22 protein-coding genes and 1 riboswitch are annotated in these 25,608 nt (G+C 68.5%); of the genes, 4 read left to right on the forward strand and 18 right to left on the reverse strand.

The window, feature by feature from the left end; genetic code table 11:
* Nucleotides 1-3 precede the first annotated feature (3 nt).
* The 12 genes from U5798_RS07375 to U5798_RS07430 all read right to left on the reverse strand — a co-directional run bounded on the left by U5798_RS07375 (nucleotide 4) and on the right by U5798_RS07430 (nucleotide 16,461).
* Entirely contained in the window at nucleotides 4-588 is a 585-nt protein-coding gene (locus tag U5798_RS07375) for a hypothetical protein (protein ID WP_322081668.1), read from the reverse strand.
* 80 nt (nucleotides 589-668) lie between these two features.
* Nucleotides 669-1,910 (reverse strand): voltage-gated chloride channel family protein, encoded by a 1,242-nt coding sequence (locus U5798_RS07380; RefSeq protein WP_322081669.1) that lies wholly within the window; start codon nucleotides 1,908-1,910, stop codon nucleotides 669-671.
* A gap of 79 nt (nucleotides 1,911-1,989) precedes the next feature.
* A riboswitch (Fluoride riboswitch) is annotated at nucleotides 1,990-2,093 on the reverse strand.
* 49 nt (nucleotides 2,094-2,142) lie between these two features.
* Entirely contained in the window at nucleotides 2,143-3,162 is a 1,020-nt protein-coding gene (locus U5798_RS07385) for a chemotaxis response regulator protein-glutamate methylesterase (RefSeq protein WP_124446360.1), read from the reverse strand.
* Nucleotides 3,159-5,468, reverse strand: coding sequence for a hybrid sensor histidine kinase/response regulator (locus U5798_RS07390; protein ID WP_124446358.1), 2,310 nt, complete (start codon nucleotides 5,466-5,468; stop codon nucleotides 3,159-3,161). The genes U5798_RS07385 and U5798_RS07390 overlap by 4 nt, the downstream gene beginning before the upstream one ends.
* On the reverse strand, nucleotides 5,465-6,172 hold the full coding sequence (locus tag U5798_RS07395) for a chemotaxis protein CheW (protein ID WP_124446356.1): 708 nt from the start codon (nucleotides 6,170-6,172) through the stop codon (nucleotides 5,465-5,467). The genes U5798_RS07390 and U5798_RS07395 overlap by 4 nt, the downstream gene beginning before the upstream one ends.
* Nucleotides 6,173-6,218: 46 nt before the next feature.
* Nucleotides 6,219-7,619, reverse strand: a complete 1,401-nt coding sequence (locus U5798_RS07400) for a CheR family methyltransferase (protein WP_322081670.1) — start codon at nucleotides 7,617-7,619, stop codon at nucleotides 6,219-6,221.
* Nucleotides 7,616-8,128 carry a chemotaxis protein CheW gene (locus tag U5798_RS07405; RefSeq protein WP_124446352.1) on the reverse strand — a complete coding sequence of 171 codons (513 nt, stop codon included), beginning with the start codon at nucleotides 8,126-8,128 and terminating at the stop codon, nucleotides 7,616-7,618. Before U5798_RS07405 ends, U5798_RS07400 begins: the two co-directional genes overlap by 4 nt.
* On the reverse strand, nucleotides 8,125-9,801 hold the full coding sequence (locus U5798_RS07410; RefSeq protein WP_124446350.1) for a methyl-accepting chemotaxis protein: 1,677 nt from the start codon (nucleotides 9,799-9,801) through the stop codon (nucleotides 8,125-8,127). Before U5798_RS07410 ends, U5798_RS07405 begins: the two co-directional genes overlap by 4 nt.
* Nucleotides 9,802-9,924: 123 nt before the next feature.
* On the reverse strand, nucleotides 9,925-11,058 hold the full coding sequence (locus tag U5798_RS07415) for a hybrid sensor histidine kinase/response regulator (RefSeq protein WP_124446348.1): 1,134 nt from the start codon (nucleotides 11,056-11,058) through the stop codon (nucleotides 9,925-9,927).
* A gap of 481 nt (nucleotides 11,059-11,539) precedes the next feature.
* Complete coding sequence (locus U5798_RS07420) at nucleotides 11,540-13,123, reverse strand: Na+/H+ antiporter (protein WP_124446344.1); 1,584 nt, start codon at nucleotides 13,121-13,123, stop codon at nucleotides 11,540-11,542.
* 234 nt (nucleotides 13,124-13,357) lie between these two features.
* Nucleotides 13,358-14,791 (reverse strand): aldehyde dehydrogenase family protein, encoded by a 1,434-nt coding sequence (locus U5798_RS07425; RefSeq protein ID WP_322081671.1) that lies wholly within the window; start codon nucleotides 14,789-14,791, stop codon nucleotides 13,358-13,360.
* A gap of 29 nt (nucleotides 14,792-14,820) precedes the next feature.
* Nucleotides 14,821-16,461, reverse strand: a complete 1,641-nt coding sequence (locus tag U5798_RS07430; RefSeq protein WP_124446340.1) for an acetolactate synthase large subunit — start codon at nucleotides 16,459-16,461, stop codon at nucleotides 14,821-14,823.
* A gap of 367 nt (nucleotides 16,462-16,828) precedes the next feature.
* Between U5798_RS07430 and U5798_RS07435 the strand changes: the two genes are divergently transcribed.
* Together U5798_RS07435 and U5798_RS07440 are read left to right on the forward strand one after the other, a co-directional pair.
* On the forward strand, nucleotides 16,829-17,146 hold the full coding sequence (locus U5798_RS07435; RefSeq protein ID WP_322081695.1) for a type II toxin-antitoxin system RelE/ParE family toxin: 318 nt from the start codon (nucleotides 16,829-16,831) through the stop codon (nucleotides 17,144-17,146).
* A gap of 3 nt (nucleotides 17,147-17,149) precedes the next feature.
* Nucleotides 17,150-17,449, forward strand: a complete 300-nt coding sequence (locus U5798_RS07440; RefSeq protein ID WP_124446336.1) for an addiction module antidote protein — start codon at nucleotides 17,150-17,152, stop codon at nucleotides 17,447-17,449.
* Nucleotides 17,450-17,497: 48 nt separating this feature from the next.
* Here U5798_RS07440 and U5798_RS07445 read toward each other — a convergent pair whose 3' ends face one another.
* From U5798_RS07445 to andAc, 5 genes are all read right to left on the reverse strand, one after another.
* Nucleotides 17,498-18,784 (reverse strand): DUF445 domain-containing protein, encoded by a 1,287-nt coding sequence (locus tag U5798_RS07445; RefSeq protein ID WP_322081672.1) that lies wholly within the window; start codon nucleotides 18,782-18,784, stop codon nucleotides 17,498-17,500.
* Nucleotides 18,785-18,892: 108 nt separating this feature from the next.
* Entirely contained in the window at nucleotides 18,893-20,113 is a 1,221-nt protein-coding gene (gene andAa / locus U5798_RS07450) for an anthranilate 1,2-dioxygenase system ferredoxin--NAD(+) reductase (RefSeq protein ID WP_322081673.1), read from the reverse strand.
* The gene (gene andAb, locus U5798_RS07455) at nucleotides 20,103-20,429 is read right to left on the reverse strand and encodes an anthranilate 1,2-dioxygenase ferredoxin subunit AndAb (RefSeq protein WP_059237394.1); all 327 of its coding nucleotides are present in this window, start codon (nucleotides 20,427-20,429) and stop codon (nucleotides 20,103-20,105) included. The genes andAa and andAb overlap by 11 nt, the downstream gene beginning before the upstream one ends.
* Nucleotides 20,430-20,445: 16 nt before the next feature.
* Nucleotides 20,446-20,922 (reverse strand): anthranilate 1,2-dioxygenase small subunit AndAd, encoded by a 477-nt coding sequence (andAd, locus tag U5798_RS07460; protein ID WP_322081674.1) that lies wholly within the window; start codon nucleotides 20,920-20,922, stop codon nucleotides 20,446-20,448.
* A 14-nt stretch (nucleotides 20,923-20,936) separates the two neighbouring features.
* Entirely contained in the window at nucleotides 20,937-22,208 is a 1,272-nt protein-coding gene (andAc, locus tag U5798_RS07465; protein WP_322081675.1) for an anthranilate 1,2-dioxygenase large subunit AndAc, read from the reverse strand.
* Nucleotides 22,209-22,421: 213 nt separating this feature from the next.
* On the opposite strand from andAc, the gene andR reads away from it, so the two are divergent.
* Nucleotides 22,422-23,387: an anthranilate 1,2-dioxygenase regulatory protein AndR gene (gene andR, locus U5798_RS07470; RefSeq protein WP_124446326.1), complete on the forward strand. Its 966-nt coding sequence runs from the start codon at nucleotides 22,422-22,424 to the stop codon at nucleotides 23,385-23,387.
* A gap of 105 nt (nucleotides 23,388-23,492) precedes the next feature.
* Here the strand turns inward: andR and U5798_RS07475 are convergent, their stop codons facing one another.
* A complete protein-coding gene (locus U5798_RS07475) occupies nucleotides 23,493-24,383 on the reverse strand; it encodes a LysR family transcriptional regulator (protein ID WP_124446324.1) in 891 nt (296 codons plus the stop codon).
* Between the two features lie 91 nt (nucleotides 24,384-24,474).
* Between U5798_RS07475 and U5798_RS07480 the strand changes: the two genes are divergently transcribed.
* The gene (locus U5798_RS07480) at nucleotides 24,475-25,608 is read left to right on the forward strand and encodes a muconate/chloromuconate family cycloisomerase (protein WP_124446323.1); all 1,134 of its coding nucleotides are present in this window, start codon (nucleotides 24,475-24,477) and stop codon (nucleotides 25,606-25,608) included.

Below are 25,608 nucleotides of genomic sequence, written 5' to 3' on the forward strand. Positions count from 1 at the left end.
GTGCTAGGTGATCCGCTGGATCACCGAGTACCGGCTGCCGTCGAAAAACACCTCGACCCACGGTTCCGAATCCTCGAACGTCCAGAGAACGAACTCGAGATCCGTCAGTTCATTCCAGTCGTCGTCGGGCCATGGCATGTTCCACCCGCCCGCGACGGCCACCACGCCGCCCGTGTAGAGCGGGCATTGCGCCATCCACTCGCGCTCGTAGTCGTGCGCGGCCGCGCCCTTGAAGTTGCCGTTGAATCCCCAGTCGCGCTGCCAGCCGTGTGCAGCGAGGTACGCGCCGATCGCGGCGGAGCCGAAGCGGAACAGCGCGTCGACTGGCGGAAGCGACATCGCGTCGGATCGGCACAGCGGGCGGCCGGCGCGCACGGGTTGCGCGGAAGCCTCCGCGCGGCCGCCCGTGCCGTGTTCGTCGAGGTACACGTTCAGCCAGGTTCCGTCGCGCTCGACGGAGATACACAACGCGCCGTCGTCGACCCCATGCCAGTAGCCGGTGACGGGTTCGCCGTCGTCCGCGAAGCGGTAGAGGCGGCATGGCCTGGCAAGGCGCTTCGCTTCGGTCAGAAAGTCGTCCAGCGTCATCGAATGTCTCTCGGTTGATGTCCGGCATGCAGTGAACGGAAACACCGCTCGGCCGATGGGGATGGACGTTCGCCCCCGCCTCATTCCACCTCGGCCTGCGTCCCCTTCCCCACCGCCACGCGCTGCGCGCGGTAAATCCCCGCGTGCCCCGAAAACAGATAAGCGACGACACACGCGACGATCGCGTACACGCCGATGTCCGCGCCGAACAGTTCGATCGCCATGATCGTCGACGCGATCGGCGTGTTGGCCGCGCCCGCGAACACCGCGACGAACCCGAGCCCGGCGAGAACCGGCACCGGCAGCGCCAGCACCTGGCCGAGCGCGTTGCCGAGCGTCGCGCCGATGTAGAACAGCGGCGTCACTTCGCCGCCCTTGAACCCCGACGCGAGCGTAACGACCGTGAACGCGAACTTGCCCGCGAAATCGTACAGCGGCAGCGGACCGTGAAACGCGGCTTCGATCGTCGGGATGCCGAGGCCGAGATACTGCGGCACGTTCAGCACGGTGGCGGCCGCCGCGACGAGCAGGCCGCCGAGCACCGGCTGCAGCGGCGCATGGCGGACGACGCGCCGGAACCATGCGGTCAGCGCATGCGTCGCGAACGCGAACAGCCGCCCGACGACGCCGAACGCGACGCCCGCGACGATCGTCACGGCCAGCCCCGTCGCCGACACGGCCGGCACGAGCGGAATCGCATAGGCCGTGTGATGCACGCCCCACGCGCGGCACACGACGTCCGCGACGATCGCCGACGCGACGCAGGTCAGCAGCGCGTCGTACCGCACGCGCCCGATCGCGAGCACCTCGAGCCCGAAGACGGCGCCCGCGAGCGGCGTGCCGAACACCGACGCGAAACCGGCCGCGATGCCGCCCATCAGCAGCACGCGGCGATGCTCGCGATCGAGGCGGAACACGTGCGTGATGCGATCGGCCAGCGCACCGCCCATCTGCACGGCCGTGCCCTCGCGGCCGGCCGAGCCGCCGAACAGGTGCGTGACGACGGTCGCGACGAGCACGAGCGGCGCCATCCGCTTCGGCACGAGCGCCTTCGGGTCGTGGATCTCGTCGATCAGCAGGTTGTTGCCGCGCGCGACCGACTGGCCGAAACGGTGATAGATCCAGCCGGTGGCAAAACCGGCGGCCGGCAGCCCCCACAGCAGCCACGGATGCGCGATGCGCGTGCCGGTCGCCCAGTCGAGCGCGATCAGGAACAGCGCGGAAGCCGTGCCGGCGAGCGCGCCGAGCAGGGCTGAGAGCGCGAGCCAGCGGCACACGTAGCGCACGGTCGCGAGAAGATCGGCAGAAGTCGTGAAAAACATGATTTCCAGATTCGACGGAACATCCAAACCTGGGCGGCAGAATACCGCATCGACGGCCTGCGACCTCCTGACGACCCAGGAACACGCAGGCATCATCAGCCGGGCAAACCGGCGGTTGAGGGCCGCACCGCGCGCAACGCGCCGGGAACGACCGCAGGGAGGCATGCCATCTCCGCAGGCCGCCATTGTAAGCGACGCCGTGCCTCGCCGGCAACGCAACCGCTGCGCGCCGTCAGTCGCGCAGCGGGCGCGTGATGCGCGAAACCAGTTGCGGCGCGATCCGCTCGAGCGGCAGGATCGCCGACGCCGCGCCGATCGCCGCGGCCGCCTTCGGCATCCCGTAAACGGCGCTGGTCGCCTCGTCCTGCGCGATCGTGTAGCAGCCCTTCGCGCGCATCGCCTTCAGCCCGAGCGCACCATCGCGCCCCATGCCCGTCAGCAGCACGCCGAGCGCGTCGCCCTGCCAGCCGTCCGCGACGCTGTTGAAGAACACGTCGATCGACGGCCGGTACGGCGTCTCGACCGGATGCCGCGTATAGCCGAGCACGCCGCGCGGCGACAGGTAAAGGTGGTCGTTGGTCGCCGCGAGCAGCACCTCGCCGGCCTGCGGCACGCTGCCCTGCCGCGCGACGCGCACCGGCAGCCGCGTATAGCCGTCGAGCCACTCGGCCATTCCGTACGCAAACGCCTGGTCGACGTGCTGGACGATCACGAGCGCGGCCGGGAAATCGGCCGGCAGCGCGCGCAGCAGCGCGGTGAGCGCGGTCGGCCCGCCCGCCGACGCACCGATCGCGACGAGCGTCGGCTGGCCGCGCGCGGGCGCCGGCCCCGGCGGGACGAGCGCCGCCGTCCGGCTTTCCAGCAGCCGGCCGATCTGGTCGATCTTCGCGAGCAGCGCCTGCGGCGACCCGTCGGCCGACAGCCCGAGCGCGAGTGTCGGCGTGTCGACCGCATCGAGCGCGCCGGCCCCCATCGCCTCGTACACCGACGACGTGTTCGCACTGACGCTCGCCGTCACGATCAGGATCGCGCACGGCGCGCGCGCCATGATCCGGCGCGTCGCGGCAACGCCGTCGACCTTCGGCATCACGAGATCCATCAGCACGACGTCGGGCGGATGGGCGACGCAGAAATCCACCGCCTCGTCGCCGTCGGTCGCGACCCACAGCACGCGGTGGTCCGCGCGCAGCGCGATCACGCGGCGCAGTGCCTCCACGGCCAGCGGCAGGTCGTTGACGATGCCGATGTTCATCCGCGCGCGCCTCCGATCAGGTCGTGCACGGCGTCGAGCAGCGCCTCGTCGTGGAAGCTGCTTTTCGCGAGGTAGTAGTCGGCGCCGGCATCGAGCCCGCGGCGGCGATCCTCGTCGCGATCCTTGTATGACACGATCATCACCGGCACGCGCTTGAGCATCGGGTCGCCCTTGATCAGCGTGACGAGTTCGATGCCGTCCATGCGCGGCATGTCGACGTCGGTCACGACCAGATCGAACACGTCGCTGCGCACCGCGTTCCAGCCGTCCATCCCGTCGACCGCGACGGTCACGTCGTAGCCGCGCTTTTCCAGCAGCTTCCGTTCGAGCTCGCGCACCGTCAGCGAATCGTCGACGACGAGCACGCGGCGGCGGCGATCGGCGAGCGCGAGCTGCGGGTCGCGCGTGAGCCGCGCAAGCTGCCCGCCGCGCACGAGCTTGTCGACCGAGCGGATCAGGTCCTCGACGTCGACGATCAGTACCGGGTCGCCGTTCTCGAGCAGCGCGCCGGCCGCGATGTTCTGGATCTTGTGCAGGCGGCTGTCGAGCGGCTGCACGACGAGCATCCGCTCGCCGAGGAAGCGGTCGACCGCGACGCCGTACAGCTCGGGCTCGGCGCCGACGACCACGACGGCCGTGCTGGTGCGCGCGGCGTCGGGCTCGCCCGCGTCGAGCAGCTGGTGCGCGGCAACCAGGCCCGCACGCCGGCCGTCGAACGGAAAATGCGGCTGCCCTTCGAGCACGTCGATGTCGGCGTGCGCGAGTTCGAGCGTGCGGCGCACGTGCGCGAGCGGGAACGCATACGGCTCGCCGCCGACTTCGACGAGCAGGCTGCGGATCACCGACAGCGTGAGCGGCAACTGCAGCACGAAGCGCATGCCCGCGCCCGGCTCGTTGAAGATCCGCACCGCACCGCGCACGCCGCGCACCATCTCCTGCACCGCGTCGAGGCCGACGCCGCGCCCCGACACGTCGGTCACCGCATCGCGCATCGAGAAGCCCGGCAGCAGCAGGAATTCGAGCAGCTCGGGGTCGGACAGCCGCGCGGCGGTCTCGTCGTCGGTCAGGCGCTGGCGCACGACGGCCGCGCGCAGCGCGTCCATGTCGACGCCCGGCCCGTCGTCGATCACGCTGACGAGCAGCGAGCCGGCGCTGTGGCGTGCCTCCAGCGTCACGCTGGCCTCGGCCGGCTTGCCGCGCGCGCGCCGCGCGTCGGGCGAATCGACGCCGTGGTCGATCGCGTTGCGCAGCAGATGGCCGAGCGGCGCATCGAGCAGGTCGAGGATGTCGCGATCGACCTGCGTGCCCTCGCCGACGATCGAGAAGCGCACCTGCTTGCCGAGCGAGCGCGCGAGATCGCGGACGATGCGCGGATACGCGCGCGTCGCGTCGCCGAACGGCCGCATCCGGCACTGCAGCGCCTCGTCGTACAGCTGCTCGGCGATATGCGTGCTGCGCCGCTCGAAGCGGTCGAATTCGTCCATGCGCTCGGCCAGCGAGCGCTGCAGGTCGTTGAGCATGTGCCGCACTTCGTTCATCGACGCGAGCATGCCCGCGTCGAGCTCATCGGCGAACTGTTCGACCATCAGGTCGAGCGAGCGGGCCGCGTCGCGCTGCGCCCGCTTCACGCGCAGCATCGACTCGGCGAACGGCTTGAGCCAGCGCGATTCGACCAGCGATTCGCCCGACAGGCTCAGCAGCCGGTTCAGCGTATCGGCACGCACGCGGCGCATCGCGCCGGCACCGGCCACGCGGCCGGCCTGCGCCGGATCGGGCACCGCGCCCGACACGGCGAGCGGCGGCACCGCGGCGCTCGCGCCGACCGGCTCGTTCGCGGCGCCGTCGTGGTCGCGATACGGCATGACCGACGGCGGCGCCGGCGGCGGCATCGCGACAGGCGCCTGCATCGTCTGTGCGCCGTCGGCGCCCGTCAGCGCGGCCGCGAACACGTCGATCTCGGTCGGCGTGACGGGCTGCGCCTGCGGATCGCCGACGCGCACCAGCAAATCGACGCCGGCGAGCAGCACGTCGACGTGCGTGGCCGTCAGCGAGATCGTGCCGGCCTGCGCGGCGACGAAGCACTCCTCCATCCGCCCCGCGATGTCGACGCCGAGCGGCACGCCGACGATGCGCGCGGCGCCCTTCAGCGAATGCGCGGCGCGCATGCAGGCTTCGAGCGCGACGGAGTCGGGCTCGCCCGATTCGAGCGCGAGCAGCCGCTCGGACAGCGCCTGGGTCTGCGTGCGCGTCTCCTCGCGATACAGCTCGAGCAGCGACAGGTGGCTCAGGTCGTCATCGCCGCTCATCGCATGCTCCGTGTCACGGCGTCGAACAGCCGATCGTCGTCGAGCAGGCCCACCGACTTGCCGCGCCACGACAGCACGCCGCGCGACAGGCCGGCGCTCGCACGCCCGACGGTCGCCGGCACCGGCACCCAGTCGGATGCGCCGAAGCGCAGCACGCCTTCGACTTCGTCGACCGGGAACACGACCGGTTCGCCCTGGTGCGCAGCGACCAGCAGCCGCGTGAAACGGCCGTCGCCATCGCGGTTGCCGCCCTTGCCTGCATCGAGCCCGAGCAGCGCGCCGATCGAGATCGCGATGCGCAGCGTGCCGCGAATGTTGACCACACCGCGCACGGCCGAATTGCGGCGATGCGGCAGCGAATGAATCGGGCGCGTGCCGGCGATCTCGCGCAGCACGCCGATCGGCAGCGCGAGCCATTCGTCGGCCACGCGGAACGCCAGCGCCGCATGGTGCGTGTCGCCGTCGTCGCCGCCCGCGTGCTTGGCGCCGAACGCACCGATCCGGCGCGTCGCGTCGGCCCGCTCGGCGGCGTCGAGCGGACGCTCGAGCAGCTTCGCCGCGTGAGACGCGTAGACCGGGCAGTTCAGGCAGCGCAGGCAGTCGTTCAGCCGCTCGCACGAGCGGTCGCCGCGCGTGCCGATCCGGTTCCAGCAATCGTCGACGTCGATCGTCGTGTCGTCAATGGCAGCGGCGGCGCGGTTCATGAGTTTCTCTGGTCATCGCGGTGTCGGTCCCGTTCCCGTCCTCGTGTCAGCCGGCCGAGCGCCGTGCGCGCTCGAGCAGCCATTGCGCCCCCGCACGATCGCCGCCGACGTCGAGCAGCGTCGCGAGATGGGTCAGCGCTTCGTGGTGCGTGGGTCGCAGGTACAGCGCCTTCCGGTAGAAGTCGCCCGCTTCCGCGGCGCGCCCGCGCGCATCCGCGATCAATCCGTTCAGGTAGAACGCATCGGCATGCGGCCCGACGCGCGCCGAGAACTGCGCGAGCACGCGCTCGGCCTCGTCGAATGCGCCCGCGTTCGCGAGCGCCTGCGCATCCTCGAGCGTCGGCGCGAGGCCTTCGGCAACCGGCGCGGCCGCGTCGGCCGTCGCGACCGGCAGGTCGGCCCGTGCGTCGAAGGCGGCCGTGTTCACGGCCGGCGGCGGCACCGCGATCGGCTGCCCCGCGTCGCCACGCCAGGCCGGCGGCGCGACGGCCAGCACCGGGCGCGTCGCCGCGAGCGGCGCGACCGTGAGGCGCTCCGCATGCCGGTACGGCGCCGCCGCCGACAGCGGCGTCGCCGACCGGGCCGCGCCCGCGTCGATCGCCGTGCCGGCCGGTTCGCGATGAAACGCGAACGCCAGCGGCACGCGCGCAGAGCGCATCCCGTGCCGCATCGCGACGCCCGTTTCGGCCGGCCCGACGAACAGCATGCCGTCGTCGACGAGCAGCGCGTCGAGCGAGCGGATCACGCGATCCTGCGCGTCGCGGTCGAAGTAGATCAGCACGTTGCGGCAGAACACGAAATCGTAGCGGATACCCGTATCCGCGGCCGGTTCGACGAGGTTCGCGTGACGGAACTGCACGCATGCGCGCACGCGCTCGTCGAGCAGCCAGCCGTCGCTCGCCGGCGTGAAGTACCGTGACCGAAACTCGGTGGCCGTCCCGCGAAACGCGTTGCGCCCGTAACAGCCGAGCCGCGCCTGTTCGATCGCGCGCGCACTGAGATCGATCGCATCGATCGCGAAACTGGCCGGGTCGAGGCCCGCGTCGAGCAGCGCCATCGCCGCCGAATACGGCTCCTCGCCCGTCGAGCACGGCGCGCTCAGCACACGGATCACGCGGCCGGGCATCGCGGCAAGCCGCTCGGTCGCGAGCCGCGCGAGCGTCGCGAACGCCTCGCGGTCGCGGAAGAACCACGTCTCGGGCACGACGAACAGCTCGATCAGCGCGCGCCGCTCGTCGGCCGATGCGTTCAGCTGCTGCCAGTACGCGTCGAGCGCTTCCTGCGTGACGGGCGGCCGCGCCGCCGACGGCATGCGCTCGCCGTCCGCCTGCAGCGTATGCACGCGTTCCGTCAGCGCCCGCGTCAGGAAATCGTTGCCGAGCGAATCGGCGTCGATGCCGGTCTCGCGCAACAGCCAGCCGCGAAATCGCGATTCGGACGCTTTCATGCGAATTCCCCCCCGTGGCCCGTCAGGCCGTCGAACAGATACTGGCGCGCGACATCGTCGATCAGGTCGGACACCGACACCTGCTGCACGACGCCGTCAGGCGTATCCGCGACGTGCCCGAGCCAGCGCGTGCGCGCGGTCGAGATGCCGCTTGCGTGGAACGCCGCGCGGTCGATCCGCATGGTCTGCGTTGCACGCTCGACGATCAGGCCGAGCGTGCGCTCGACGCCCGTGTCGCCCGCGCGGTAGCGGACCATCACGAGCCGCGTCGAGCGCAGCGCATGCGCGCGCCGGCCGAGCGCCAGCATCGGCACGTCGATCACCGGCACCGGCTGGCCGCCGCGCATCAGCAGCCCGGCGATCCAGTCGGGTGCGCCGGGCACGGCCTTCGTGTCCGCGAGCGGCAGCACCTCGTCGATGCCGGCCGCGTCGAGCGCATAGCGCTCGCCGTCGAGCTCGAACATCAGGAACAGCGCATGCGCGCCGTTCTGCGGATCGGCGCGCGTCACGCGTCGACCTTGAAGCGCGACACGCTGGTGCGCAACTGGTTCGCCACCAGCGTCAGGTCGTCGATCGCCTGCGACGACTGGCGCAGCGACTCGGCCGTCTGCTGCGCGGCCTCCGACAGCTGCGACAGCGCCTGCGTGATCTGCTCGGCGCCGTTCGCCTGCGTCTGCATGCCTTCGTTGACCATCTGGAAGCGCGGCGCGAGCGTCTGCACCTCGGCGATGATCTGCGACAGCTGCCCGCCGACCTGCTGCACGTCGAGCATCCCGCGGCGCACTTCCTCGGAGAACTTGTCCATTCCCATCACGCCCGCCGACACGGCCGACTGGATTTCCTTCACCGTCTGCTCGATGTCGTAGGTCGCGACGGCCGTCTGGTCGGCCAGGCGGCGGATCTCGGTCGCGACGACCGCGAAGCCGCGGCCGTACTCGCCGGCCTTCTCGGCCTCGATCGCCGCGTTCAGCGACAGCAGGTTGGTCTGGTCGGCCACCTTGGTGATCGTCGCGACCACCTGGTTGATGTTCAGCGCCTTCTCGTTGAGAATCGCGAGCTTCGCGTTCACCGAGCCGGCCGCGTCCATCACGCTGCGCATCGTCTCGCCCATCCGCGTGAGCCCGCTCTGGCTCACGCCCGCGAGCGTCGCCGACTGCTCGGCCACGCCGGCCACCTCGTTCATCGTGCGCAGCAGGTCGCGCGACGTCGCGAAGATCTCGCGCGAGGTCGCGCCGATCTCGGTCGTCGTCGCCGCGGTTTCGTTCGCGGTCGCCTGCTGCTCGCGCGAGGTCGCCGCGATCTCGGCTACCGACGTCGTCACCTGCAGCGACGACTGCTGCGCACGCGCGACGAGTTCGGTCAGCTCGTCGGCCATCCGGTTGAAGCCCGTCTCGAGCGTGCCGAATTCGTCGCGGCGGCGCAGGTCGAGGCGGCGCGTGAGGTTGCCGGTGCGCATCACGTCGTGCACCTCGACGAGCCGCGCCATCGGTACGGTGACCGAACGGTACAGCAGGTAGCCGAGCCCGAGCGCGGACAGCAGCATGATCGTCAGCGCGCCGACGAGCACGACTTCCGTGTCCTGCACGGATTCGCGGATCAGCCTCGCGGACTGGTCGGCGAACTTGCGGTTCTCCTGGACCATGATGTTCGCGTCCTGCACGACCTCGGTCCACCCCGGCAACACCTTCGCGTAGGCGGCGATTGCTTCGTCGCGCGAGCCGTGGTGCTTCTGTACCGCGTCGGTCAACAGCGGCAGGTAGCGATCGTATGCGCCGCGGAACGTCGCAAACCGCGCGCGGTCGTCGTCGCGGAAGATCGACGCCTGGTAGTCGACCGACAGCGACTCGACCTGCTTCGTCGCGTCCGCGATCTTCGCGAGATCGCGCTGCGCGGCGTCGGGATCGGTCTCGACGAAGGTCGCCTGCTGCAGCATGACGAACGTTTCGTTGACCGCTGCGCGCAGCGACGACGCGAGGTAGACGCCGGGCAGCGAGTCGCGCTCGATGCTGACGGCTTCGGCATTGATCGCGCGCAGTCGCTCGTACGACACGCCGGCTGTCACCAGCATCAGCACGAACAGCACGCCGAAGCTGAGCAGGATGCGATTGCCGAGCGTCAGCCGGGCGGCGCCGATCGTCGGATGCAAGCTTTCATTGGTCGCGCGGGGCGTCACGGTGGCCATGTTCGTTATGGGCTTTCTAAAATCAGCGTTGAAAAAATCCGCGCCCGCCTGCGCGCCGGAAGGCGCGCCGCGAGCGCATCGGGGTCTGCGGACGACGCGGCGCCGGCAGGCCGCGCCGCACCATCACCGCTCCGCTTGCGCCGGCAGCCGAAGCGCGACCATGAAGCCGCGCGCCGTATTGCGCATCAGGATCCGGCCGCGGTGCCGCGCCGCCGTCGCGCGGACGAACGCGAGCCCGAGGCCGAAGCCGCCGCGCGCCGCGCCATGTGCGGATTCGAGCTGCACGAACGACTCGGTCGCGGCCGTGCGTTGCTCCGGTGCGATGCCGGCGCCGGTATCCTCGACGCCGATCAGCCAGGCGCCGTCCTCGCTGCCCAGCGTGCAGTGCACGTCGGTGCCGGCCGGGCCGTACTTCAGCCCGTTGTCGATCAGGTTCGCGACCGCGCGCGTGAGCATCATGCGGTCGCCCATCGTCACGCACTCGGTGTCGGGCACGTGCGCGACGACCCGGCAGCCGAGCCCGGCCGCCTTCTCCCACAGCTGGTCGACGGCATCGAGCACGATCTCGTTGAGACTCACGACCTCGTGCGCGCGGCGCTCGGACTGCGCGCGGGTCAGGTGGATGAAACCGTCGGCGAGCGCAAGCGCGCGCCGCGCATGGCCGGCGATGCGCTCCATGATCGCCGGCATGTCGCCGTGTTCGGTGCGGTAGACGTCGAGCAGCGCGAGGATCGACGTCTGCGGGGAACGCATGTCGTGCGACAGGAAATCGAGCGCCTCGTCGCGCTGCCGGGACATCAGGTACGAATTCGAGTGATAGCGGATGCGCGCGGTCAGCTCCATCGCGTCGGGGAGCTTCACCAGATAGTCGTTCGCGCCGGCAATGAACGCCTCGCGCTTGACGATCGGCTCCTCCTTCGCGGACAGCACGATGATCGGCACGCGTGCGGTGCCGGCGTCCGCGCGCCACGCGCGGACGAGATCGAGGCCGTCGATCTCCGGCATCACGAGGTCCTGCAGGATCACCGTCGGCTTCACGTCGCGCGCGACCGCCATCGCCCGGTGCGCGTCGGTGCACACGTGCAGGTTGATGTCGTGTTCGCTGCGCAGCGCGCGACGGATCACCTCGCCGACGAACGGTTGATCGTCGACCAGGAGGACCGATAACCCCGATTCGAGACAATCCGAGGCATTATCACTGCTCGATTCTTTCATAAATACAGTTTCAAACGCCGAATCTCCAATCGATTCTTTCATAGGAGTTGTTTATCCGACTTGGACACTATCTTATTTTGGCGGTTGAAAAACCCGCCTGATTCCGCCGATTTGGCCTGTCGGCACTGCCTTGCGGGGCTTCGGACACCGATTCCTTCTCCATTGGCGACCGCATTACCTCCGCATTCTTTCTCTCAATAAAGATAACCGGCTGATTCTAAATGAAATTAGAACACAGCATCTATCTCCTTCCGGTTTAGTTTTGCCAAATATGCCGAAAGAGACGGAATCAGATAAATCGGATCATTTCCGGATTCGAAAGACGATAACGTTTGCGAGACCGGTCCCATAAGGATTGCATGGGCTGCAAGGCTGTTTGCCGGACGTATTGAGGGCCGGATGCCGATACGCCACATCGGCCGGTAGACAGGTGCAAAAGACGCGCGGCCGGCCAGGATCGGCCGGCGCGCGGTTCGGCGGCGCAGGCAGGACGCCGGCCCGTGCGATGGCGGGTCGCGCCGGCTTACCCGCGCGCGTGCTGCGCGGACACTTCCTGCAGGTCGAGATCGCGTTCGAGCGTATGCAGCATCTCGTCGTGGATGCGCCCCGACCGATGCAGGCGCAACAGCTCCGCGCGCCCGGCCCGGATCGCGGCCAGCACGACGTCGTAGTGCGCGGTGCGCACTTCCGCCGGGTATTCGGGTTCGTTCTTCGCGCGTTCGGTCAACTCCGCCCGATACGTGTACTGCTCGAGCAGGCGCGGGTGGATCACGACGCCGTTCTCGTCGCGCACGAGCGGCTGGATCGCCGCGAGCTGGGCAGCCTCGACATGCGCCCACGTCTGCGGCTCGGTCAGATGGTGCGCGGCGCGCTCCTCGCGCTGCGGCACGCGCAGCAGCCGGATCAGCGGCCCGATCGTCGTGCCCTGCAGCAGCACGGTGACGAGGATCACCGCGAACGACGCGACCAGGATCACGTCGCGACCGGGCAGCGCCTCGGGCAGCGACAGCGCGATCGCCAGCGTCACGACCCCGCGCATCCCGGCCCAGCTCATGATCGTCGCGGCCTTCCAGTCGGGTGCTTCGCCGCGCCGTGCGAACCCGCGCACCGGCCACTTCAGCGCCTCGACCGCGTAGATCCACACGAAGCGCGACAGGATCACCGCCGCCAGCACCGCGACTACCGGCGGCACCATCGTCGCGAGCACCTGCTCGAAACCGCCGAGCCGGTGGATCGCGCCGCGCAGCGACAGCCCGATCAGCACGAACACCATCGCTTCGAGCAGGAACACGATGACCTGCCAGAACGCCGTGCCGCGCGTGCGCACGGCAGCCGAGAACACCTCGTGCTGATGCCAGCCGACGATCATGCCGGCCGTGACCGTCGCGATCACGCCCGACACCTCGACCATTTCGCCTGCGATGTACGCGATCCAGCCGGTGATCACCGCGACCGTGATCACGAGATAGTCGTCGTCGAGCAGCTTCAGGAACCACACGACGAGCCTGCCGACCACGAAGCCGACCACCACGCCGCCGAGCCCGAGTTCCGCGAAACGCACGACCGCGTGCTCGAGGCTGAACGCACCGGTGAGCGCGGCCGCGACCGCGAAGCGGAACAGCACGAGGCCGGCCGCGTCGTTCAGCAGGCTCTCGCCTTCGAGCAGCACCATCAGCCGGCGCGGCAGCGCGACGCGTTCGAGCACGGCTTTCGCGGCAACCGCGTCGGGCGGCGACACGATCGCGCCGAGCGCGAAGCACGCGGCCCACGGCAGCGCCGGCACGACCCAGTGCACGGCGAAGCCGACCGCGAACGTCGTGAACACGACCGCGCCGATCGCGAGCATCAGGATGCCGCCGACGTTGCGCTTGAACTCCTCCCACACGGAGAAGTACGCGCCGTCCATCAGCAGCGGCGGCAGGAATACCAGCAGTACCAGGTCGGGATCGAGGTTGATCGGCGGCAGGCCGGGAATGAACGCGATGCCGATGCCGCCGATCAGCAGCGCGGCCGCGGGCGGCAGCCGCAGCCGCTTGGCGATGCATTCGAGCGCGACGATCGCGAGGAATGACAACAGGACCAGCTTGAATGCCGAGACGGGGGACATGAATCGACCTCGTGAAGAATGAATTCGCGCGTTCCGGCGTCGTACCGCGGTCCGCAGTTTGGCGCGATTACATCACGAGGCGAGGCCCGCAGTCGAGCGCGCGCCGGGCTGGCTGCCGGGCGGGGTGCGCGCGCCATGCCGACCCGATGCACGCACCGCAATGAAAAACGGCACGCAGGCCGGCCCGATCGCCTGCCTGCGTGCCGTCGCGGACCCGCGCCGCGTGCCTGCGCGTTACCGTCGGCGCACGACCATCAGCCGCGGTTCGGTCATGTCCTCGATCGCGTAGCGGACCCCTTCGCGACCGAGACCCGAATCCTTCACGCCACCGTACGGCATGTTGTCGACGCGGAACGACGGCACGTCGTTGATCACGACGCCGCCGACATCCAGTTCATCCCATGCGCGCTGCGCGTGCGAGAGCGAATCGGTGAACACGCCGGCCTGCAGCCCGAAGTCGCTGTCGTTCACGCGTGCGAGCGCGTCGTCGAAGCGGTCGAACTTCTCGAGGATCGCGATGGGGCCGAACGCCTCCTTCCGGTACAGGTCCTGCTCGTGCCCGACGTTTTCCAGCAGCGTCGCCTCGAACATCGCGCCGTCGACCTTGCCGCCCGCGACGATCTTCGCACCCGCCGCGACGGCCGCGTCCATCCAGCCCGACAGCCGGCGCGACTCCGATTCGGAGATCATCGGGCCGACGAACGTCGACGGATCCTTCGGATCGCCCATCTTCAGCGAGCGCGTCTTCGCGATCAGCTTCTCGCGCAGCGCGTCGTAAATATCGGCATGCACGAGGATCCGCTGCACGCCGATACAGCTCTGGCCCGACTGGTAGTACGCACCGAACGCGAGACGCTCGACCACGTAGTCGAGCCGGTCGCGCTGATCGGCATCGACGATCGCGGCCGCGTTGCCGCCGAGTTCCAGCACGACTTTCTTCTTGCCGGCCTTCTCCTTCAGCGCCCAGCCGACGGCCGGCGAACCCGTGAACGACAGCAGCTTGAAACGTTCGTCGGTCGTGAACAGATCGGCGCCGTCGCGATGCGCGGGCAGCACCGAGAACGCGCCCTTCGGCAGATCGGTTTCCGCGAGCACCTCGCCGATGATCAGCGCACCGATCGGCGTGCGGCTCGCGGGCTTCAGCACGAACGGGCAGCCGGCCGCGAGCGCGGGCGCGACCTTGTGCGCGGCGAGGTTCAGCGGGAAGTTGAACGGCGAGATGAACGAGCACGGGCCGACCGGCACGCGCTTCGTGTAGCCCGTATAGCCCTGCGCACGCGCGGAAATCTCGAGGTTGATGATCTCGCCGTCGATGCGCACGGATTCCTCGGACGCCACGCGGAACGTATCGATCAACCGCGTGACTTCGCCCTTCGAATCGTTGATCGGCTTGCCGGCCTCGATGCACAACGCCTCGGCCAGCTCGTCGAAGCGCTCGCGAAAGCGCGCGACGCAATGGTCGAGCACGGCCTGTCGCCTGAAGGCCGGCAGCTCGCGCATCGGCTTCGCGGCGTCGACCGCCGCGGCAATGGCCGCATCGATCGCCTTCGCATCGGCCAGCGCGACGCGCGTCGCGACCTTGCCGCTGAACTTGTCCGTCACTTCCAGATCGGTGTTCGCGTAGACGGCTTCGTTGGCGAGGTAGTACGGATAGGTTTCCTTCAACATGGAACGACTCCTTCCTGTGAACGGGGAATTCAGAGCTGTGCCGACAGGCGCTTGATCTCGCGGTTCAGCACGCGCTCGTTGTCCGAATAATCGATCGGCACGTCGATCACGTGCACGCCCGGCGACGAGAAGCACTCGCGCAGCAGCGGCTCCAGATCGTCGGCCGATTCGACGCGATGCCCGTGCGCGCCGTAGCTTTGCGCATACGCGACGAAATCGGGGTTCTGCAGCGTCATCGCGTAATCGGGGAAATTCATGTTCTCCTGCTTCCAGCGGATCATCCCGAACGCGTCGTCGCGCAGGATCATCACGACGATGTCGAGCTTCAGCCGCACGGCCGTTTCGAGCTCCTGCGAATTCATCATGAAGCCGCCGTCGCCGCACACGGCGATCACCTTGCGCTGCGGATGCACGATCTTCGTCGCGATCGCCGACGGCAGGCCCGCGCCCATCGACGCGAGCGCGTTGTCGAGCAGCAGCGAGTTCGGTTCGTGCGCGCGCCAGTAGCGTGCGAACCAGATCTTGTACATCCCGTTGTCGAGACAGACGATGCCGTCGACCGGCATCGCGTTGTACAGGTCGTTGACGATGCGCACCGGATACATCGGGAAACGCGGGTCGTGCTGGCCCTTCTCCAGGTGCGCGTCGAAGTGCTCCTTGATCATCGCGAAGCGCGCGAAATCCCAGTGCGGCTGCGGCGACACGGCCTCCTTCATCTGCCACACCGCGTTCGCGATGTCGCCGACGACTTCGATCTGCGGGAAATAGACGGGATCGACCTGCGCGCCGAGGAAGTTCACGTGGATCACGGTCTTGTCATCGGTGCGCATGAAGAACGGCGGCTTCTCGATCACGTCGTGGCCGACGTTGATGATGCAGTCCGCATGCTCGATCGCGCGGTGCACGAAATCGCCGTCGGACAGCGTCGCGTTGCCGAGCCACAGCGGATGCGTCTCGTCGATCACGCCCTTGCCCATCTGCGTCGTGAAGAACGGGATGCCCGTCTTGTCGACGAATTCGAGCAGCATCTTGCAGGTGGTCTTGCGGTTGCCGCCCGCGCCGATCATCAACAGCGGATGGCGCGCGGCCTGGATCGCGTCGACCGCATGCGCGACCGCCTTCTCCTCGGCCACCGGCCGCCGGCTGTAGCTGCGCGGGATCGGCTTGCCGTCGCCCTCTTCGTGCGCGATGTCTTCCGGCAGCTCGAGGTGCGCGGCGCCCGGGCGCTCCTCCTCCGCGCGCCGGAACGCCTCGCGCACGGCCGACGGGATGTTGCCGATCGACACGATCTGCCGCGTGAACTTCGTGAGCGGCTGCATCATGTCGACCACGTCGACGATCTGGAAGTGGCCCTGCTTGCTGGACTTGATGGGCTTCTGCCCGGTGATCATCAGCATCGGCATGCCGCCGAGCTGCGCGTACGCGGCGGCCGTGACGAAGTTCGTCGCGCCGGGCCCGAGCGTCGCGAGACACACGCCGGTGCGGCCCGTCAGGCGGCCGTAGGTGGCGGCCATGAACCCGGCCGCCTGCTCGTGCCGGGTCAGCACGAGCTTGATCTTCGATCGCCGCAGCGATTCGAGCAGATCGAGGTTTTCTTCGCCGGGAATACCGAACACGTACTCGACGCCTTCGGCTTCCAGCGCCTTCACGAACAGATCCGATGCTTTCATGGGGGACTCTCGGTTATGCCGCCGGCCCGGCCTACGGACACGCGGCGTTCATGACGCGCGCCGGCCTACGGCACGCGGACGCTTACCTACTGGACACAAACCACGGCACTTCCCGCCGCGCAATACGCGATTGCGATGCGCGGCGGCGCCCCCGGCAACACCGGAGAACGAACGGATCCGCCCGCGCGCGGCAAACGCGCACGAGCGGCAAGGACGTGTTTGATTGTAGACGGATTCAACGGATTTCGACTTCGACCGAACGGCCAATCGGCACACAAACGAAGCGGGCGGCCCTACCGTAGCAGCCACGAATCGACCTGCCACCCGCCCACCTCATCTGTGAACCATGGTTGACATACTGCAATCGATGCCCTACAGTGCGCCTACGTTCAGCATCCGAACCACCGACGTCTTCGACGCCTGGTTTGCCGGCCTGCAGGATCGCGTCGCGAAGCGCCGCATCCAGGCCCGCATCGACCGCCTGTCGATGGGCAATCCGGGCGACTGGAAGTCCGCCGGCTCGCCGGTCGTCGAAATGCGGATCGACCATGGCCCCGGCTACCGCGTCTACTACGTCCGGCGCGGGCCGATCTGGGTCATCCTGCTCTGCGGCGGCGATAAATCGACGCAACAGGCCGACATACGCGCCGCGCATGCGATGCTCGCGCGCTTCGACATGGAGTGATCGATGGACAAGATCAGCACGCGGCCGTGGGATTCGGCCGAACACCTGAAAACCGAAGACGACATGGCCGACTACTTCGAGGCCTGCCTGCAGGAGGCCGGCGACGATCCGGCCTTCATCGCGCACGCACTCGGCGTGATCGCCCGCGCACGCGGCATGTCGCAGGTCGCACGCGATGCCGGCCTGTCGCGCGAAGGGCTGTACAAGGCACTGTCGCACGACGGCAACCCGAGCTTCGGCACGATCCTGAAAGTCATCAAGGCGCTCGGCCTGCAACTGCACGGCTCGAAAGCGCACGCGTGATGCGTGCGCGGCCGGTGCCGCACGCGGCCCGCGGTGCATCCGGCCGCGTCAATGCAGCCACCCGGCCGCCCAGCGCGGCACCAGCGACACCAGGTACAACCCGAGCCCGATCAGCCCGCCCACCAGCGTGCCGTTGATGCGGATGTATTGCAGATCCTTGCCGATGTTCAGCTCGATCTGCCGCGACATCTCGCGCGCATCCCAGTTGCGCACCGTATCGCGAATGTGCCGCATCAGGAAATCGGCGAAATCCGGCGCCATCTCGTGCACGGCCTTCTCCACGTGCTCGTTCAGCGATGCCCGCAGCGCGGGGCTCTCCGACAGCCGCGCGCCGAGCCAGCCGCCGAGCGTCGCGGCCTGCCGGTGCAGCGTCGAATCGGCGCGCGCGAGATCGGCTTTCAGCCACGCGCGCAACTGGTCCCACAGGTCGCGCGCATACTCGTTGAACGCGTCGCCGTCGCGGATATAGCGCTTGATCTCCTCGCCCTTCTCGATGAACGCCGGATCGTGCTTCAGCCGCTCGGTCAGCCGCGCGACCGTCCGGTCGAAGCGCTGCCGCAGTTCGTGCTCGGGGTCGGCCGCCACGCCTTCGAGCACGCGGCTCACCGCGCTCGCGAGCATCCGCGCGCCGTTCTCGCCGAACCACTGCGTCGGCATGATCTTCTCGACCTTCGGGTACTGCGTCTTCAGCCATTCGACGATGAAGCCCGCGATCACCTCGCGGTTCTCCTCCTTGTCGAGCACGTCGACCACCTGTTCGATCGCGTCGTCGAGCAGCGCCTGGTGGCGGCCGTCCTTCGTCAGCGTGTCGAGGATCGCGCCGGCCGACTGCGACAGGTCGACCCGATCGATCACCGCGCGGAACGCGTCGTGCACGAACGATTGAATCCGCGCGTCGTCGGTCATGTCGAGCGCGAAGCTCATCAGCTTCGTCACGTAGCTGCCGAGCGCGTCGGTGTTCGCCGGTTCGCCGAGCCACGCGCCGAGCTTCTGCGCGGGATCGTGCTGGCGGATCTGCGCGGCGAGCGCGTCGGGGCCGAGGAATTTCTCGCGCACGAACACCGCGAGGTTGTCGGCGATCTTGTCCTTGTTCTTCGGAATGATCTCGGTATGGCGCGACACGAACGGAATCGGCACGCGGCGGAACAGCGCGACGACCGCGAACCAGTCGGCGAGCGCGCCGACCATCGCGGCTTCGGCCACGGCCTTGACGCCGTCGACCCACGGGCCGCGCGGCAGCAGGATCGTGGTGACGAACACCGCGACGGCGGCCAGCAGCAGCCACAGCGCGCGGCGCTTGCTGCGTTTCAGTTCGAGGGCTTTGTCGGGCGTCATGGAGGACCGGCGGATCGGCGATGCCGCTAATATCCCCGATTTCGCCGCAGCCGACAAACGCGCGGCTGGCATCGCACGCACGGCGCATGCGCGCCGCGCAGCCCGCCGCTACATGAACGACTTCAAATTCACCGCCGGATCGGCCAGCTTCACCGGATCGGGTACGGCCCCTGCCGCGATCAGCCGGCGCGATGCGCCGATATCGCGCCCGAGGTTCGCCGCGGCCACCGCGACGATCCTGCCGTCGTCGCCGAGCCCGAACACCGTGAACGGCCCGCTCGCCGGATCGCCGCGCACGACGATCGTGCGTTCGTTGCCGAACAGCCCGAGCATCTGCAGGTTGCAGTCGTATTGATCGGACCACAGCCACGGCAGCTCGGCATAGGTGTCGGCGGCGCCGAGCAGGTTCGCGGCCGCGACGGCCGGCTGGTTTTCCGCCACCTGCCACGACTCGATCCGCACGTGACGCCCGAGCAGCGGATTGAAGTGCATCGTCACCTCGCCCGCCGCGAAGATCGCGGCGTCGGCCGTGCGGCAGCCCGCGTCGACACGAATGCCATTGTCGACGTCGAGCCCGGCCGCCTGCGCCAGCTCGACGTTGGGCACCACGCCGATGCCGACCACGACGATATCGGCCTCGACGTCGCCGCGATCGGTCTCGACGACCGCGCCGCCGCCCGATGCGCGACGGATCGCACGCGGCAGCGTCGCCATCTGGAAGACCACACCACGTGCGTCGTGCATCTGCCGCGCATACGTGCCGACAACTTCCGGCAACGCACGCTGCAACAGGCGCGGCGCCGGATCGATCACCGTCACGTCGCAACCGAGCTGGCGCGCGGCAGCCGCCACCTCGAGCCCGATGAAACCGCCGCCGAGCAACGCCACGCGGCGGCCCGGCGCAAGCCGTGCACGCAACGCACGCGCATCGTCGACCGTGCGGACGTAGTGCGGCACGACACCTTCGTCGATCACCCCGCCGAACGTGCGCACGCGCGAACCCGTCGCGAGCACGAGCCGCGCGTAGGGCAGCGTCGTGCCGTCGTCGAGCCGCACGCGCTGCGCATCGCGTTCGATCGCGTCGACGCGCGTGCCGAGCCGCAGTTCGATGCGCTGCGCGTCGTACCACGCCGCATCGCGGATGAACGCGCGCTGCTCGCCGCCGTCCGTCAGCAACGCATCCTTCGACAGCGCGGGGCGGTCGTACGGCAGCTCGCGCTCCGCGCCGATCATCACGATGCGCGCCGCCGCATCGCGTTCGCGCAGCGCTTCGGCCGTGCGCCGCGCCGCGTGGCCGGCGCCGACGATCACGAACGGATCAGCCGACATTGACTTCCACCTGCCCGTCGACGATCCGGATCGGATAGGTCCGCACCGGCTCGGTGATCGGTGCGCATTTCGGTGCACCGGTGCGGATGTCGATCAGCCCCTGGTGCAGCGGGCATTCGACGCAGCCGTCTTCCACATAGCCTTCGGACAGCCGTGCATGGCCGTGCGTGCAGAGGTCGTGCATCGCGAACAGTTCGTCGCCGATCCGGAATATGGCGATCGGCTTCTGGCCGGCGACGCGCGCCGCCGGTTCGTCTTCGGAGAATTCGTCGAAAGCGCCGAGCGGATGCCACTCGGCCAGCGTTGCTTCGGTCATGTCGGTTCCCTGGCTGTCAGATCGGCGTCGCGAGCAGCGTCTGCACGCGCGACGTGTCGTAAATCACGCGCTTGGTCTTGTAGCGCAGCCCGTCGGACGTGCGCACGACCGTGTCGTAGTATTTGCCGGCCTGGTACACGTTCGACTCGCCGTTGCTGCGCGTCTGAACGACGACGTAGTTGCTCTCGGTGTCGATCTCGCCGTCGCGTTCGGCGACGATCGTCAGGCCCGACGTCATGTGCCGGTACGTATGCTCTTCATAGATGTTCGCGTGCCGCAGCGACACCACGCGGTCGCGCAGCATCCGCTGGTTCGTGCAGTGGACGATCCCGACCGGCAGCCCGAGATCGGCGTTCTCCTTCGGCACGATTTCGTACGTGCAGTCCTCGGTGAACATCTCCGGCCAGTGTTCGAGCCGGTCGTTGTCGAGGTGCCCGATGTAGCGGTTCTGGAGCATGTAAATCTCGAACCACGTCTTCATGTCTTCCGTCATTTTTCGCTCCCGCCTCAATAGCCCATCAGCTTCTGGTAGCCGACCCAGAACTTGCGGATCAGGCTCTCGGTGATCACCGTGTCCTGCTGGTCCGGATTGCCGCGCGACATCTCGATCACCGACGTCGCATCGGCATCGCGCACCGTGCCGCGCTGCACGAGCTCGGTCGCTTCCGTGTCTTCCATCGAGATGTAGCCGGCCGGCCCGACGAGGTTCGCCTGCTTGATGCGCAGCGCGCGCAGCTCGGGCGTGTCGTCCGCGTAGCCGAAGAAGTGGAAGATCAGCTCGAAGTTGTCGGGGCCCTTCGGCAGGATCTGGCGCGCGACCAGCGTGTTGTGGATCTGCTGGATCACGAGCTGCGGGAAGATCGGCTGGATATGGTTCGTGCAGTCCTCGTCGTATTCCGACACGAGATCGAGGATCGATTCGTCCTCGAGGTGGAAGCCCTCGTCGAACGAACGGATGTTCTGCTGCTTGTACGCGGCCGACGTGTCGTCGTTCGTCTTCGTCACCGTGATGATGCTGTGCAGGCCGTGGTTCGCATCCGGAATCGAGCGTGCCTTCATCCCCACGCGGAAGATGTTGAAGGTCGTGTGGAACAGGTGCAGCATGCTCGCGTGATACGGGTCCTTCACGTTCTCCATGTACAGCTTCCAGTTCGACTTCGAATACTGGCGCGTGCAGCCGAGATACTCGATCGGCTTGTGGAAAATGCGGTCGATCCACGGGCGCATCTGCTCGCCGAGATACTCGGGCAGCGGCGCGACCTCGTCGCTGAAGGTCGCGAACACGAGCCCGCGATAGCTGTCCACGCGCAGCTTGCGCAGCCCGTGCTGCTTCGGGTCGAAGTCGGCCGGCATCCCGGTCATCCCCTTCTGGCCGCGCCGGAACGGCACGCCGAGCAGGTTGCCCGAGTTGTCGAAGCTCCACTGGTGATACACGCACGTATGCGAGCTCGCGTTGCCGCGCGACTTGCGGCATACCTGCGCGCCGCGGTGCGCGCAGCGGTTCACCCACGCGGAGAGCGTGCCGTCCTCGGTGCGCGTGACGACCACCGGCGTGTCGCCGACGAACGTGCTCTTGAAGTCGCCGGCCTTCGGGATTTCGGCTTCGAGCGCGACGAAGTTCCACGTCGGCCCGCGGAAGATGCGCTCCTGCTCGCGATCGTAGACCGCACGCGAGCTGAACACCTTGTACGGCACGCGCGAACCGTCGTCGTGCGGAAAGGTCACGTCGGATGTGTCGCCGCGCGCGGCGAAAACGACGGGCGATTCTGTCTGCTCCATGTCGGACTCCTTGTCGATCCGTTGCGTTGAATGCATGGAGCCGATTTTTGAAAAGCTAATATTCGCCGTCTATCCGGAAAGTGCGATTGCGGCGGCGCAATATCCACTTTCGGCGGATTTCTGCGCTAGCATGACGGCACACGCGACCCGGCGCACGATCGCGACCCATTCGTCGGATCGAAGCGCACGTCGCCCATACCAAGGCTGAGGCCCATGTCCCCAACGTCGTTCGAGCCGCTCGCGCTGCGTGCGCACCGGCTGTTCGAATCCCGCGATCTCGACGAGACGCGCGAGCGCATCTCGCGCGTGATGCAGCCGCATGCGCTGCTGCCGAACGGCCGCGTGCACGGCGCGTCGCACATGGATTTCGTCAAGCTGGGCGGGCTCGGGATCGGCACGATCGCGTTCGGCGACGCGATGCGCGTGCAGGTCGACGCGGTCGACGGCTATTACCTGCTGATGTTCTGCCTGTCCGGCCAGGCCGAGGTGCGCGCGATGGGGCGCCAACTCGGCGTCGACGGCCAGACCGGCGTGCTGTGCGCGCCCGGCGAGCGCTTCGATGCGGTGCTGTCGGCCGATTGCGAGCAATTCGTGCTGCGCATCGACGCGGCGACCGTCGGTTCGCTGACCGGCGACCCGCGCGCGATGCTCGACCCCGTGCTGCATGTCAGCGACGCCGCGCTTTCCGCGTGGCGCCAGCAGCTGATGCTCGTCGCGCGGTCGCCCGAGCTGCTCGAACGCGCGAACGCGAACCCGCGTGTCGCGTCGCAGCTCGAGCATCTGCTGATCGACCTGCTGATCGAAGGCCATCCGCCGTCCGTGCCGCACGCGTCGCACCGCGACCCGGCGCCGGGCTTCGTCCGGCGCGCGCAGGAGTTCGTGAACGCGTGCTACGCGCAACCGCTGCAGCTCGCCGATATCGTCCAGGCCGCCAACGTGCCCGAACGCACGCTGCGCGACGCGTTCCTGCAGTTCCGCGGGATGAGCCCGATGCAATACCTGCGCGCGACGCGGCTCGACCATGCGCGCGAACTGCTGCGCGGCGCGGCGTCCGACCGCCGGATCGCCGATGTCGCGCTCGATTGCGGGTTTACGCACCTCGGGCGGTTCGCGATCGCGTATCGGGAGAAATTCGGTGAATCGCCGTCGGAGACGCTCGACGCGCAGCGCCAGCCTTGACCGTCAGGCTTGCCAGCCGGCTGCGGCAGAAGCCGGAAGGCCATCTAGTCGCACCATCCTTTCCGAATTCGGCGGTGCACGCCGAAACAGGCCGTTAGTTGCAATTCAGGCTGCCGGTACGATCATCTCCCGCGCAATCGCGCAGAACGCCGCCGTGGCCGCGCTTTCGCCGTGCAGCCGGCGGCTCATGATGATCGGCGACGTCGCGGCCGGCTCCGGCAGCCGCCGGTAGACGACGCCCCGCACGCGCACGCCCTCCACGCTCTCCGGCACCAGCGACACGCCCACCTGCGCGGCGACGAGCCCGAGCGCCGTCTGCAGCTCGCGCACCTCGTGAACGGCCGCCGGCACGACCGCGCCGTCGCGCAGCGCGGACAGCTGCTGATCGGCGAAGCTTGGCCGCGGCGTGCTCGGGTAGACGATCATCGTCTCGTTCGCGAGATCCGCGAGCGTCAGCGGCCGGTCCGGATCGGCGAGCGGATGCCCGACCGGCAGCGCCGCGATCAGCTTTTCCTCGATCAGCGCCTCGCGCACCAGCTGGTCGTCGTCGAAACGCAGGCGGCCGAACCCCACGTCGATCCGTCCGCCCTTCAGCGCGCCGAGCTGCTCGAGCGTGAACATTTCGATCAGCGACAGCTCGACGTCCGGCTGCGCCTCGCGAAACGCGCGGATCACGTCCGGCAGCGCGCCGTACAGCGTCGACGGCACGAAGCCGATCACGATCCGCTCCGACAGCTGCGCGAGCCGCCGCGTCAGCGGGCCGAGCTCGTCGGCCTGGTCGACGAGGCGCTTCGCCTGCGCATAGAACACGCGCCCCGCATCCGTCAGTTTCAGCGGCCGCGCGCCGCGCTCGAACAGCGGCAACCCGATCTCGTCCTCGATCGCCTGAAGCTGGCGGCTCAACGGCGGCTGCGTCATGTGCAGCCGCTCCGCCGCCCGCGTGATGTTCATTTCCTCGGCGACGGCGATGAAGTAGCGGAGCTGACGCAATTCCATTTCATGCCTCAAAGGTATGGAAGTAGTCGAAAAGAGTGTTGGACGACGCGGGGCGGGAATTCCTACCATGTGCACCAACAGGAGGAATCGCATGATAGCAACTGCCGCCACCATTGAACGCATCGACACGCTGCTCGTCGACGTTCCGACGATCCGGCCCCACAAATTGTCGGTCGCGACGATGAACTGCCAGACCCTCGTGCTGGTTCGTGTTCGATGCACGGACGGTATCGAAGGCGTCGGCGAGGCGACGACCATCGGCGGCCTCGCCTATGGCGAGGAGAGCCCCGAAAGCATCAAGGTCAACATCGACACCTACTTCGCGCCGCTGCTGCAAGGCATGGACGCGACGCGTCCGGGTGCCGCGCTGGCGCGTGCGCGCAAGCTGTTCCAGGGCAACCGTTTCGCGAAGTGCGCGCTCGAAACCGCGCTGTTCGACGCGCAGGCGCAGCGCCTGGGCGTGCCGCTGTCGGAACTGTTCGGCGGCCGCCGGACCGATGCGGTCGATGTCGCGTGGACGCTCGCGAGCGGCGACACGCAGCGCGACATCGCAGAAGCCGAAGCGATGCTCGACGCGCGCCGCCACCGCGCGTTCAAGCTGAAGATCGGCTCGAACGCGGTCGCCGACGATGTAGCCCACGTGGTCGCGATCAAGCGCGCGCTCGGCGAGCGCGGCGACGTGCGCGTCGACGTGAACCAGGCGTGGAGCGAAACCGACGCGATCTGGGCCGGTGCGCGGTTCGCGGAAGCCGGCGTGAGCCTCGTCGAGCAGCCGATCGCCGCGACCAACCGCGCGGGGCTGAAGCGACTCACGCAGCTCGCGCAGGTGCCGATCATGGCCGACGAGGCGCTGCACGGCCCCGTCGATGCGTTCGCGCTCGCGCAGGACCGCGCGGCCGACGTGTTCGCGGTGAAGATCGCGCAGTCGGGCGGCCTGCAGGGCGCGGCGAGCGTCGCGTCGATCGCGGCGGCGGCCGGCATCGAACTGTACGGCGGCACGATGCTCGAAGGCGCGGCCGGCACGATGGCGTCCGCGCAACTGTTCAGCACGTTCGACTCGCTGAAATGGGGCACCGAGCTGTTCGGCCCGCTGCTGCTCACCGAGGAAATCCTCGTCGAGCCGCTGCGCTACCAGGATTTCAAGCTGCATCTGCCGGCGACGCCCGGCCTCGGCATCACCTTCGACTGGGCCCGCATCGAACGGATGCGACGCGACGCCCGCTGA

This window comes from Burkholderia sp. BCC1972, assembly GCF_905339605.1.
Lineage (GTDB): Bacteria > Pseudomonadota > Gammaproteobacteria > Burkholderiales > Burkholderiaceae > Burkholderia.